The following is a 12,770-nucleotide window of genomic DNA, read 5'->3' on the forward strand; positions in this document are numbered from 1 at the left end:
AATAATTAATTAATGTTTTTTACACACAAAAGCTTGCTCTTCAATTAGAGTGCGCGTGTTGCAGCGTATGTTCAAACTCAGGGCATGAGCGCACACACTCATCGTATTGCTTCAGCGTGCAGAACTCCATTACCTTTTCTACACCGGCCCGATTGCATCAACTTCGGTCGAATAACACCGTCTCACCCGCCAACGGGAAATGCGCGACATAGCACTGAAAAATACCACTGGGTTTTCTCTTTTTCAGTCGGTGAACCAACTATAATCGCCATTGCCGCCGACGAGCCTGCGCATCACACAGATCTGCCGCAATTATCCATAAATGGCGTCGGTTCTATTACACAATTTGCGCTTGATTGCGTGTGGCAACACACGTCAAGAACGCGACAGTAAAACATCTATTTTTTATCTACATAGAAACTAAGGCTTGCTATTGCACAGCGGAACGGTGCGTTTAAATTTTATTTATCCAGCGTTTGCTCGTCTAATATACCGAGAAATAAAGGCTATTTTTTAACCCTAAGATAGGCCGTCAATATGTTCATAGTTAACTCTGGCCTATAATTAAGCGGTGGACCATGGCGCTAGATAATAACCTTCCTTAATAGAGATGAATACCCGCCTTAACTAACATCAAATCCTAAATAAAACAACATCACAACTACTCACGTCAAAACAAAGAGCACCTATTTTTAGACAATGAATATAACTAATTACCATTTCTATGGTCACTAATCTTCCTATACATGTAATCTAAGAATCTTTTGAATACTAAATAATCTGTGTGTTTGTTGCTTTCTGGCACATTAGGATAACCAATGGCAAAGTTTCCTTGGTCTGTTACATAATCAATGATTTCTCGACCTTTAGCTGTCGCAACCACTATTTTTTTAAGTCGCATCGTAGATTCATCATGAGTAATAAACACATACCCTTCTTTTTCCAGCTTTTTAATCACTGGATTTACTCTCGCAGGTAAGACATGCATCACCTTCGCAATTTCGTACTGAGTGCAACCCGCTTTCTGGGTACTTTCAATGTGATGAAGTACAAAATGCTCAAAGAGCGAAAATTTTGTATCGTACGATTTTGACACTATGTCCTTATATTCCTGCACTACACGATACATTTGAAAAGCTGGACTTGACTGCACAACCCTCTCCTTTTAGATACCACTGCAGCAAGTTTACCACTATGGGGAAAGAAAATGCGAGTGCCAATAGTCGTCACCACAATGCACTAAAAACCTTACCCTTTCCCTAAACAGTTAAACCTCGATCAAGATATTAAAACCAATCCCTACATACCAACTTACATACCAACTCACATACCTATAAAATTAATACTTAAAAAATATAATCATAGTAAAATTTACCCATAATTTAGTTTGAAGTAAGTCACATACCCGCGCTCAAAATCAATTTTTGTTTATTTTTTTAATAGCATTAAACTACTGATAAATAAAAACTTTGTGATTTTATAACGCCTTATATTTTTGATTTGTCGTGTTTATTTATTTTTAGATCTCACTGTGAAGGCAGTCACAGACTGGCGCTAAAATCATCCCCCAGCCCAAATAAACCACTTTCAGGCTCTTTTTGACAAAATAACGTGTGATCAGCAAGGTAACTCTATCGACAACGGGTTGGCCGATGTATTCATTGGTGCAATTCACACAATATGAAAATCAAAAACCCTATTTAACATACAAAAAGGTATTCCTTATCATGAAAAAGGCACTGATCGCTATCGCTGTTATGACAGCAACAACCTCTGCTAGCGCAATTGAGCTATACAACCAAAACGATGTTTCTGTAAATCTAGGTGGTAGCATCGAAGTTTTCTACGGCAATGACTTTGACGACTCAACGCTAGTACAACAACTTGGCGATGCCGATTTTAGCTTTGATACTCGTTTTGCTGTAAACGAAGAATTTTCAATCGGTGGCTTCTGGGAATTTGACGGCACTGGTGGCGACGCTGCTCTAGGCGATGCGTTCATTGGTTTGTACTCTAAAACTTACGGTACGTTGCTTGCTGGTAAGACAGCAACTATTTTAGACGACATCGGCATTGGTGCTGATTATCAGTACGGTTTGACATCAGCAGTAAGTGACATTGACTTTGGCGGTACTCAAGTACTGCGCTATGAGTTGGATTCTGGCACTATCTATGGTGGTGTTGCTCTAATGCAAAACCATGGTCTGGATAACGCGCCTGGAAATGAAGACGGTACACTAATTGACGCTAAAATTGGTGTGCGTGTAGCTGACTTTGACTTCGTCGCGTTCGCGGGTCAAGAAGACATGACCGACAAAGACAACAAAGCGTCTATCTTTGCTCTAGAAGGTCGCTACGCTCTAGATAACCTAAATGTTGAGCTAGGTTACTACAACGTAAGTGATTCAGACAATACTCGTGGTGGAGACACTGTTGCATTCGGTGCAGATTACTCACTAGACGCATGGCTTTTCGCAGCAGGTGTAGCTAACGTTAGCCCTGAAGGTGAATCTTCATTCGCAGAAGGCTTTATCAACGCAGGCTACGGCATCGCTCCAAATACAACGGTTTACACTGAAGTTGGGTTTAACAACGATGACGCTAAGAGCGAATCAGTTGCGTTCGCAATCGGTATTTCGGCTGAATTCTAATTACTCTGTTTAATGCTTAATTAGAATTACCCTTTATATTTAATGCTTCATCGCTTAACGTTGCTTAACTCTCTAGTTTAGCAATGTTAGATGAAGCATTTTATTTTTTATGTGGTGTACATTTCCTATGAGGAATGAGTAAAGGATTAATTTAGTCTATCTTTTCTTACTGCGCTAAATTCACTTCTACTGATCCCTTATTAAATTTTAATCTTGGTTTTGACTTGCAGAACCAATATTCACCTGCGAACCTATGTCTCTAACCTATGGATAGGTTATTTGTCCAACACTTTTTTTGCTCAATATTATTTTTGGGCTACGTGCCATGGATGGCACAGTTTTTTGCTTATTGCATTACTCGATAAAGTACCATTTCCACCGCTTCCTAAATAACAATAAATACCAATCGCAATAATATCGGCCATTATCATGACACTTTAGGCGAATACACAATCCTAATATAGAAACTCAAGAACCTATTGCATACCACGCCAAATTAAGTTTAATAAAAGGTTGAAACCCTAAGTTTCACAGTACGTTGGTTTTGAGAAAAGAGGTAGCCCCACACACGAACATGCCTCCAGTGGATGACTCCTCGAGTTACATAAAAACACCAAACTGACGAACACTCATGACATGCCTTAGTTGCTGCTAGCTACAGTGAGCACGAATTCGTCAGGAGATAATAAAGCAACCTTTTTATGGGCTTAGTACTGCATAAGAGCTATCTCAATAAGGACCATTCACGTGTATCCTGATTTGAAATTATGCATCAATACTTCTGAGGCACAAACGCTTGTTCTTCAATAGGGGCTCGAATGTAACCTTCCTTATTCAGCTCAGGCAAATCGATGGTGTCGTATTCAATATCTTTATAGTCAATCTGCGACAGCAGATGACTTATGCAGTTAAGTCGAGCACGCTTTTTATCATCCGACGGGACCACCCACCAAGGAGAGTGTTTGGTATCGGTATAAGCAAACATTTTATCCTTTGCTTCGGAATACTCGGCCCAGCGATTACGAGATTCCAGATCCATCGGACTAAATTTCCATCGTTTCACCGGTGTTTTTATACGCTCCAAAAAACGTTTTTCTTGCTCTTCATCGGAGACCGAGAACCAATACTTAATCAAGATAATGCCAGAGCGTTGCAACATACGTTCAAACTCAGGGCATGAGCGCAAAAACTCATCGTATTGCTCCTGCGTACAAAACTCCATCACCTTTTCAACACCGGCTCGGTTGTACCAACTGCGGTCGAATAACACGATCTCACCCGCGGACGGTAAATGCGCGACGTAGCGCTGAAAATACCACTGGGTTTTCTCTTTTTCTGTCGGTGCAGGAAGCGCGGCAATTCGGCATATACGCGGGTTGAGCTTTTCGGTGATCCGTTTGATCACTCCCCCTTTACCCGCAGCGTCTCTCCCTTCAAACAAGACCACGACCTTAAGACCTTCTTGCTGCACCCACTGTTGCAGCTTCACCAGCTCGACATGAAGCTTGGCCAATTCCTTCTCATACAACTTTTTGTCTAACTTATTTCCCATACGCCTTTCCTCCTTGGCTTTTCAATATGTTAGCAGTTAGAACTGTGTTTAGCCTGTTGCAGCAATCAATTTTGTGCGCACCTTATCTCATCGAAAATAGGCTCAGCAGAACACTTTAAACCCCAGTAACAAACAGGTACAGTGCCTTATCTTCCCCTTAAACACGATTGCTATGACTATCTCTACTACCATCATTACTGGCTTTTTAGGCAGCGGTAAAACCACCACTATTTTAAACTTACTCAATACCAAGCCCTCGAACGAAAAATGGGCGGTGTTAGTTAATGAGTTTGGTGAAGTAGGCATAGATGGAGCATTGCTATCGGACTCTGGGGCGTTAATCAAAGAAGTGCCTGGGGGCTGCATGTGCTGCGCCGCAGGAGTGCCCACGTCGGTCGCACTTACTGCACTGCTGCGCCAACAACCCGACCGGCTGATTATCGAGCCAACCGGATTGGGACACCCAAAAGAGATTATTGCGCTATTAGAATCGCCACAATTTGCGCCCTACCTCACGCTCAATGCGACCATTGCCTTGGTTGAAGCTAAACATTTAAGCATTCCGCGCTATGTAGAAAATGACAACTTTAACCAGCAACTGTCGGTTGCAGATATCGTCATCGCCAATAAAGCCGATCAAGCGACCGAGCAAGATCGTCAACGCTTTGAACAATGGGCCAAGGCGCAAACGCCACCTAAGCAACACTACCAGTTCTGTGAGTATGGCAATTTGCCCCTTTCCTTACTAGAGATGACGAGAAACCACGAAGACGCGGCGCATTCACAGGATCCGCACAATCATCACCATCATGAGCACGCGCAGCAACAGCCGCAGTTTGAGTTAACTCCGCAACAGCGATATATCCGCAAGCAAAATCAAGCTCAAGGCTACTACAGCTGTGGTTGGGTATTTGGGGCGGAGTTGGTGTTTCCGTATCAATCCCTGTTTGATGCTCTATCAGCTCTTCAATGCGAGCGGATTAAAGGCGTTATAAACACCGATGAGGGCTGCTTCTCTTACAACAATGCCAAAGGTATGATCACCATTACGCCAATAACGCTCGAAGGCTTTGAAACACGTCTTGAGCTTATCCACCCTGCAGTACTCAATTGGGAAGAGATTGAACAAACGTTATGTCAGTTAGTCTCGCTGTAGCTGCGATTTTACGTAAACACAAAAAGACTCAAGCAGAGGCATAGGCGAATCGCAACAATATCGTTACAATGAATTTACTTTCACTCGACGATATTGCGCTTATGTCTGCTTTGGATCGCTTCCAACACCGCTTCGCTAATTTACCTAATGGGTTTTACACCCGCGTCACTCCACAACCGCTGGAGGGATGTCAGTGGCTGATTTGGAACGGCGAACTTGCCTCTCAATTAGGTCTGCCAAGCACAGAGCCCACTGGTGAGTTGCAGCAGTTTTTGCTGGGAGAACTCAATACCGCTGAGCACCCCATTGTGGCCATGAAGTATGCCGGTCACCAGTTTGGCAGTTACAACCCAGATCTTGGTGACGGCCGAGGTATGCTATTAGGGGAATTGCCCGATCAGCATGGAACTTGTTTTGACATACACCTCAAAGGCGCAGGACTGACGCCATACTCAAGGATGGGAGATGGCCGCGCGGTACTTCGTTCGACCATTCGTGAGTACTTAGGCAGTGAAGCCTTGGCCGGCCTCGGCGTTCCTACGACTCGCGCGCTTGGGATGTTTAGTAGTCACACTCCGGTCTATCGCGAACAACAAGAAACCGGAGCCATGTTACTTAGGGCAACGGAAAGTCATATTCGCTTTGGCCATTTTGAGCACTTTTTTTATACTCAGCAAAATGACCATTTACATCTACTCGCCGACACAGTGATCCAGTGGTACTGGCCCGAATGTGCTCACCAAGAAAAACCCCATCTGGCGATGTTCGAGCGTATCATTGATGCCACAGCGTTGATGATTGCCCACTGGCAAACCAAAGGCTTTACCCACGGGGTAATGAATACCGACAATATGTCGATATTGGGCCAAACTTTCGATTTTGGGCCTTACGCCTTTATGGACGGCTTCTTCCCCGAGTTCGTTCCCAATCATTCCGATTATCAAGGTCGCTATTCATTCTATCGACAACCCAGTATCGCTCTATGGAATCTAAGTGCACTGGGCTATGCATTAACGCCTTTACTCGACAAACAGGATATTGAGCAATCCCTAGAGCAATTCTCTACGCTGTATCATGGTTACTTTGATCAGCAAATGTCATTAAAGCTTGGATTGGTCGATTGGCAACAAGACGATCGTGACAGAGTTCGCTCGTTACTGGATATCCTCACAAAAGAGCGCACCGACTATACTCGATTTATGCGCGAGCTTAGTCATATCGACCAGCATGGGTTAACTCCAGTTACCGACCTATTTATCGATAAAGACGCTATCTCTCAATGGTTGACAGAGTACCTAGCACGCTGTGAACACAACGTTGATGAGCCAGGGAAAAACCTTGATGCCGCTGCGCGTTGTCAATCTATGCGTGCACACAACCCCAAGTATGTACTTAGAAACTACTTAGCTCAGCAAGCCATTAGTCTCGCCGAAGCGGGGGATTTTAGTGAAGTTCATCGATTAGCAGAGCTGCTAAAACGCCCCTATGACGAACAACCCCACAACCAACATTATGCGAATTTACCCCCTGGCTGGGCAGCCGATATAGAGATTAGCTGCTCATCTTAAGTCACTTGATGCAGCCATAAGCGCTGAAACTCGTTGCGCGACCTCACACACGGCAACTCGCAGATTTACATTGTAAATAGGTACTATGCTTGCCTTTTTATGACGACAAACGATAGACTTCTTGTCACGGACATGAATAACAAGAAAAGGAGGTCTATTATGTCGCTGTGGTGTTCCATCAACCCACGCCTGTTTGGTATAGACACTCGCTCAAGAGTTTTTGATATCGCACTGCGATAATCTCAGCTTGAGCGAACGATATATTTGGGCAAATCCCACCTAGAGGTCTCACCTCAAGCTCGTGAATTATTGTCAGCATAGACAACGGTGCCTCGCACCCTAAACTCTTGAGTTTATTATGAATACATTATTATCAGCACAATCCTTAGCACTGTCTCATTCTAGCGCACCGCTATTTGAAGATGTCAGTTTCACCTTATCGACAGGCGACAAAATTGGGCTTATTGGCCACAACGGATGCGGCAAAAGTTCTCTACTTAAACTGCTCGCAAGCCAAAGTGACCCCACTTTAGGCCATCTTTCCGTCGCAAAACATTGCATCGTCAGTTACGTAGAGCAGCACTTACCCGACACATTACGTGGCCAAAGTGTCTTACAAGCTCTGTGCGACAAAACGGACCCTATGCAAGAATGGCAAGCAGAGCGCTTGCTCAATGAACTTGGCTTTGATCCTCGTGAGCAAGCTATGTCAGTTGACAGTTGCAGCGGTGGTCAGCAAATGAGGTTGCTACTTGCAAGAGCAATCATTAATCAACCTGACTTGTTACTGCTTGATGAGCCAAGTAACCACTTAGACCTTCCTTCACTGCTCTGGCTTGAAGGCTTTCTTGGTAGTTGGAAAGGCGCATTTGTACTGGTTTCCCACGATCAAAGAGTATTAGACAACACCACCAACACTAGCTGGATCATGCGAGATGCAACGCTCTATCACTTTGACTTGCCTTGCTCTGAGGCCAAACTCGCGCTCGAAGAGCGAGATCGTACTGACGAATTAAGGCATGCCAGTGAACAAAAAGAGATCGACCGCATTGAGAAAAGCGCCAAACGCCTCGCACAATGGGGAAAGGTGTATGACAACGAAGATTTAGCCCGAAAAGCAAAAACCATGATGGCTCGAAAAGTAAGACTGCAATCCCAACAGACGCAGTTAACTCAGGGTGCGCCATGGACACTCAGATTGCTTGGCGATGCGCTGCCCGCCAACAGACTGCTCGAGCTCAATCGCTATTTAGTCACCCCACCAGAGAGTGATTTTGAACTGTTTCAAACCGACCTACAACAGCTCAAAAGCGGCGATCGCATCGCGATTATGGGCGAAAATGGCAGCGGAAAATCATCTTTGCTAGAGCAGCTTTATTCTCAGTACTGTACGCAAGTAAACTCGGTTCCAGACGATCCAGTACGTTTTCACCCATCGATTAAGCTAGGCTATTACGATCAATCGCTTAGACAGTTACGTGACCATCACTCGCTAAGCGATGCGTTGATTCAGTTTGCGTCCATTAACGATGATGACCGAAAACATGCACTCATCAGCGCCGGATTTGAATATGCAAGGCACGGGCAAACTGTCTCCTCATTAAGCGGTGGAGAGCGTGCGCGACTACTGTTTATTGGTTTATCGTTGGCTCGCTATCAACTGGTCTTTCTGGATGAGCCCACTAACCACCTCGATATGCATGGGAAACAGGAGCTAAGTGCAACACTCAACGACTATCAGGGCGGAGCAATGATTGTCAGTCACGATAGAGAGTTAATCGAATCTAGCTGCAATCGATTTTGGGTGATTCACAACAAGCAGCTCCATGAAGTACCTGATGCCGATCACGCCTATGAGTTGATGAGTGAAGGAGGGTTCGATCAAAAACAGAAACATTACGCTCATGATGAAGCTCAGCTTAAGAATCAAAGCGCTGTTGAGGGTCAGCTATCTGAAGAGCAGAAGCTAGAGCGGCTTATCGAACTTGAAGCGTTGCTTGAAGCGGACAGTGTTCGTAAGCCAAAGCATCAAAAACCAGCGATGCAAAAAATATGGCAGCAAGAGATAGACGAGCTGTCAGCCCAACTTGAATAAAGTACTCGCAAAAAAAAGCCCAAATGTTCTATCTCATTTGGGCTTTTCTTAATGATTAAGCTTGGTTAAAACTAGACTGTGGCCACAACATCTTCAAGTGCAAGACGCGCTTTAGGAAGGCCGTAGTTGTAGTCTTCACCGTCTTTGTGGTAACCCATAGAGAGCGCTACAGTACAGATGTGTCCGTCCAATTCTTTTTCAAACGCTTGACCGATGAGTTCGCTGTCTACTCCTTCCATCGGCGTAGAGGCGATGCCTAAGCGAGCCAAAACATGCAATAGGTTTCCAAGCGCGAGGTAAGACTGCGCTTTTGTCCACTCACCATTGTGTCCATGTTCATCGGTGTTTGCATCAGCAAACGCGTACGCACCCATAAATTGGTCGTACATCTCTGCTGGCAAATGGCCAGATGCGACTTCTGCATCAACACGTTTAGCAAATTTCTCTTTAGTAAACTTAGGATCGTAAGCAAACAAAATGGTGTGTGACGCTTCTTTAGCGTGAGGCTGGTTAAACTGGTGCATGCGAGCAAAAGTATTGTGAAAGCGCTGCTTGGCTTCGTCACTTTCTACCACAACAAACTTCCAAGGTTGAGAGTTAATTGACGAGGCAGACAAGCGCAACGCTTCTTTGATCACCGCCATATCATCGGCAGAAATGCGTTTTTCAGCATCGTATTTTTTAGCAGTATAACGAGTATTTAAATCTTTGATGATTGGGTGAGTCATAGTTGAATCCTCTAGTAAATTACGCCCTAACGCACGCCTTTGTCTGCTGTGCCTAGTTGATGAAGGACATAGTACGCTTTTTGATTGCGACCACAATATGTCACCCAAATGAATCACTTTCAATATTTCGTTGATAATCAGATCACCACCAATTGAGTAAACGTGAGCTCGTTTACAGTATGCGCAATCAACACTTTCTATAGTGGATGCCGCTTCCTACCGTCACCCTAAATAGAGCTTATTATGCGACTCTTGGTTAAATTGTGTTTTGCACTTACTTTTTCAGTCTCTGCAGGTGCGAACGAATACCCTCTTCCAACAGGCGAAGAATGGCTCACGCACGCTCAGCAAGGACTGGCCCCGTATTGGATGATGCCTGAGGCGCAAGGTGAACCGGTAGGCAACTTTCCTACCTTTCGATGTGACGATGGATCGTTGATGAAGCTACAACAACTATGTTCTGAGCTAAAGCAAGGGTGGATGGAGCCTCACTACGCACGTGAGTACACTCGGATGAAATCGCGGCAAACATACGCGTACGGCGTTTTATTCCATCTCACCGGCGATCCACAAGCACTTAAACTTGCAAAAGCGGGGGTCGATTACTTATTAAATGAGTTACGTGATATAGAAAATGGTGGCTTTTATAGCTTTACCATCAACGGGAATCCTGGCTTAGAATGGACACAGCGCACCTCTCAAGATCTGTCTTACGCCCTGGTCGGTTTGGCTATGTACTACTACCTTACTCGCGACAAAGAGGTGGAAAAGGTTCTAATAGACACTCAAGCTTTTATATTTGAACATTATAAAGACATTGAGCTTAACGAGCTCAAATGGGTCATTAAAAACGGCGATGGGCAAAGCAACCATCAACGAGAGCTCGTCGCCCAGTTGGATCAGATTAACGCTTACATGCTGTTAGTGACACCTCTGCTACCAGAGCCTTTCCAAACCCAATGGCGCAGCGATTTGGATTGGTTAATCGAGAGTATGATCGACAACTACTACAGCGCCGAGGACAATCGATTTTACGGCGCAATTCACGATGAGTTCGCTAAGCAGCAGAGCGCTCGCCATAATGATTATGGACACACTGTTAAAGCGTTTTGGATGACGTATTTGTCGGGAAGGATGCTAGATAATGAAGGATTTGAAGAACTCGGGTGGCAAGGACTCAAGTACATTACCGATGCGGCGGCCAGTACCGCGCTGATCTATCAGGTGGACCGCTACTTCTCGGACGAGCTTAAACAGCAATGGAAAGGGCTGCGACAGATTCCAATTTGGATTAGTGGCCCCTACGACTACAGTGTATCTTCTTGGCAATGGGCGGAGCTCGCGCAAGCCAGTATGACACTACATATGCTTGAGGGTAGCCAAACCAAGCACCTTCACTACACACACAACCTGTATTTTGACGCTTGGGTGGACCATGAATTTGGTGGTGTGGGCATGATGCCAAAATCGGTCAAAGCGTTTCATTGGGGTAATGGCTATCACCAGTTCGAACATGCATTAATCGGCTACTTATCTGCTCAGCAGCACTACAATCAACCTGCAACACTCTATTATGCATTGCCTGTAACCAATGAATTATCGGTATCACCCTATTTCTATCAGGCTAAGACCCAAGCTAAAACACAAATAGGCACCCAGCAGGCACCTATTTTAAAAGTCGAATTTATCGACGTCACACCATAGTTGCTACGCACTGCCAAGGACTGCGTTACGGTAGGCGGTGACTTGGCCGTCGAAATTGGGGTTGAGTTAGCGGCCTAGCATTCGGCTGATCGTGCCATCTTTATCGATAAACTGATGCTTAATCGCGCCTGCGAGGTGGGCCAATAGCAGCAAAATGATCACGTTTACTGCACTATGGTGCACAGTACTTCCTACACTCTGTAGCCACTCAATTTTATCGCCTTCTGCAATTAGCTCGAGCCCAAAGACTTCAAGCGCTCTACCGCCACCGCTATTCATCATGATGCCCGAGATAGGCATGGCCAATGTGGCCAAAAGCAGCAAGTGGTGGGTCGATTTGGCAGCGATTTCTTGCCATCGAGGAGACTGTGACAAAGGAGGCAGTGCCCCTTCTTTAATGCGCCAAGCAATACGAGCAATGGCTATCACCAACACAATAACCCCAAAGGATTTATGATTAGCAAGTAACTCAAACTTTTCTGCGCCTCTTGGCATATTTTCAACAATTTTACCGACAACTAGAGTACCGATAAATAATACTGCAGTGAGCCAATGAAATAGAATGGTTGGTTTAGAAAGTCTTTTCACGGTTGCTTGTCCCAATGCTAGTTAATCTGTGCATAGCGACTGCTACCAACGCTAATTGGCGTTAGCAACAGTCTACTTCTGCGTAAAATGCAATTTGCAAGTAACTAATTTAACTAAGATGTAGAGTTAAAACCAGTAAAAATAAAGACTTAAACAGAAACCAAGCATTAGCCATGACCGATTAAGTCCTTATAGACACATTCTGCCAGGTAACTGTGAAGTTAATTCATCGAGAGTTAGACATACTTTAGCTGGATAATTACACGGACCTTTTATGCTTTGCTAAGCGCATGGCTTAGAGTCTCAGTCGAATAGGTTTAAGCTTTAACTAATTTTGCTCGGGCAACCACACAAAGGCTTCCAAAAACCGATGGCAGTGCAGACAACACAATCAACATCATCGTGCTGTCTATTTTTAACAGTTGATCGGCAATACACGCGGCGATAAGTGGGCAATTCACCCCTATTGCCCATTTAGCATTGATGCCTATCTTCACTTGCTGACTGCACTGAGGACAGTAACGGTGGCCCATATCTGCTCGCTGCTTTACCCCGTACTTGTGAGTTTTACTCAATCGACTTACAGTGAGTCTAAATCCACACTTAGGGCACAGCTTTTCGAACATTCTTGTTCCACCTCTAGATTCAGCATCCTTAGCGCACCAACTCGACTGCCGGCTACGACGGTCTGAGAATAGTGTACACATACACCCAAGACAATCTCAAAA

General features: G+C 44.7%; 10 protein-coding genes and 1 pseudogene. 5 read left to right on the top strand and 6 right to left on the bottom strand.

What is annotated here, in order from left to right; genetic code table 11:
* Positions 1–52 precede the first annotated feature (52 nt).
* Positions 53–254, bottom strand: a pseudogene (locus ST37_RS16990) (polyphosphate kinase 2); the annotation flags it as partial.
* 455 nt (positions 255–709) lie between these two features.
* On the bottom strand, positions 710–1,153 hold the full coding sequence (locus ST37_RS16995; RefSeq protein ID WP_084888607.1) for a MarR family transcriptional regulator: 444 nt from the start codon (positions 1,151–1,153) through the stop codon (positions 710–712).
* Between the two features lie 574 nt (positions 1,154–1,727).
* On the opposite strand from ST37_RS16995, the gene ST37_RS17000 reads away from it, so the two are divergent.
* Positions 1,728–2,651 carry a porin gene (locus ST37_RS17000; RefSeq protein WP_084888609.1) on the top strand — a complete coding sequence of 308 codons (924 nt, stop codon included), beginning with the start codon at positions 1,728–1,730 and terminating at the stop codon, positions 2,649–2,651.
* A gap of 772 nt (positions 2,652–3,423) precedes the next feature.
* On the opposite strand, the gene ppk2 is transcribed toward ST37_RS17000, so the two are convergent.
* A complete protein-coding gene (gene ppk2, locus ST37_RS17005) occupies positions 3,424–4,203 on the bottom strand; it encodes a polyphosphate kinase 2 (RefSeq protein WP_084888611.1) in 780 nt (259 codons plus the stop codon).
* Positions 4,204–4,375: 172 nt separating this feature from the next.
* Between ppk2 and ST37_RS17010 the strand changes: the two genes are divergently transcribed.
* The 3 genes from ST37_RS17010 to ST37_RS17020 all read left to right on the top strand — a co-directional run bounded on the left by ST37_RS17010 (position 4,376) and on the right by ST37_RS17020 (position 9,022).
* Positions 4,376–5,359, top strand: coding sequence for a GTP-binding protein (locus ST37_RS17010; RefSeq protein WP_084888614.1), 984 nt, complete (start codon positions 4,376–4,378; stop codon positions 5,357–5,359).
* Positions 5,360–5,460: 101 nt separating this feature from the next.
* Positions 5,461–6,927, top strand: a complete 1,467-nt coding sequence (locus tag ST37_RS17015; RefSeq protein ID WP_084888759.1) for a protein adenylyltransferase SelO — start codon at positions 5,461–5,463, stop codon at positions 6,925–6,927.
* A gap of 358 nt (positions 6,928–7,285) precedes the next feature.
* Positions 7,286–9,022, top strand: a complete 1,737-nt coding sequence (locus tag ST37_RS17020; RefSeq protein WP_084888616.1) for an ABC-F family ATP-binding cassette domain-containing protein — start codon at positions 7,286–7,288, stop codon at positions 9,020–9,022.
* 71 nt (positions 9,023–9,093) lie between these two features.
* On the opposite strand, the gene ST37_RS17025 is transcribed toward ST37_RS17020, so the two are convergent.
* Positions 9,094–9,750: a nitroreductase family protein gene (locus ST37_RS17025; RefSeq protein WP_084888618.1), complete on the bottom strand. Its 657-nt coding sequence runs from the start codon at positions 9,748–9,750 to the stop codon at positions 9,094–9,096.
* A gap of 243 nt (positions 9,751–9,993) precedes the next feature.
* Here ST37_RS17025 and ST37_RS17030 point away from each other — a divergent pair, with 243 nt between their 5' ends.
* Positions 9,994–11,454, top strand: a complete 1,461-nt coding sequence (locus ST37_RS17030; RefSeq protein ID WP_084888620.1) for an AGE family epimerase/isomerase — start codon at positions 9,994–9,996, stop codon at positions 11,452–11,454.
* 66 nt (positions 11,455–11,520) lie between these two features.
* Here ST37_RS17030 and ST37_RS17035 read toward each other — a convergent pair whose 3' ends face one another.
* Complete coding sequence (locus ST37_RS17035; RefSeq protein WP_084888622.1) at positions 11,521–12,042, bottom strand: cytochrome b; 522 nt, start codon at positions 12,040–12,042, stop codon at positions 11,521–11,523.
* Between the two features lie 317 nt (positions 12,043–12,359).
* A complete protein-coding gene (locus ST37_RS17040; protein WP_084888624.1) occupies positions 12,360–12,668 on the bottom strand; it encodes a hypothetical protein in 309 nt (102 codons plus the stop codon).
* Between the last annotated feature and the right edge of the window lie 102 nt (positions 12,669–12,770).

Source organism: Vibrio sp. qd031, from assembly GCF_002100145.1.
GTDB lineage: Bacteria > Pseudomonadota > Gammaproteobacteria > Enterobacterales > Vibrionaceae > Vibrio.

Bases quoted from the DNA above. Each gene is read 5' to 3' on its own strand.
- ST37_RS17015 (WP_084888759.1), top strand. From the start codon at position 5,461: ATGTCTGCTTTGGATCGCTTCCAACACCGCTTCGCTAATTTACCTAAT.
- ST37_RS17010 (WP_084888614.1), top strand. From the start codon at position 4,376: ATGACTATCTCTACTACCATCATTACTGGCTTTTTAGGCAGCGGTAAA.
- ST37_RS17030 (WP_084888620.1), top strand. From the start codon at position 9,994: ATGCGACTCTTGGTTAAATTGTGTTTTGCACTTACTTTTTCAGTCTCT.
- ST37_RS17020 (WP_084888616.1), top strand. From the start codon at position 7,286: ATGAATACATTATTATCAGCACAATCCTTAGCACTGTCTCATTCTAGC.
- ST37_RS17040 (WP_084888624.1), bottom strand. From the start codon at position 12,668: ATGTTCGAAAAGCTGTGCCCTAAGTGTGGATTTAGACTCACTGTAAGT.
- ST37_RS17025 (WP_084888618.1), bottom strand. From the start codon at position 9,750: ATGACTCACCCAATCATCAAAGATTTAAATACTCGTTATACTGCTAAA.
- ppk2 (WP_084888611.1), bottom strand. From the start codon at position 4,203: ATGGGAAATAAGTTAGACAAAAAGTTGTATGAGAAGGAATTGGCCAAG.
- ST37_RS17000 (WP_084888609.1), top strand. From the start codon at position 1,728: ATGAAAAAGGCACTGATCGCTATCGCTGTTATGACAGCAACAACCTCT.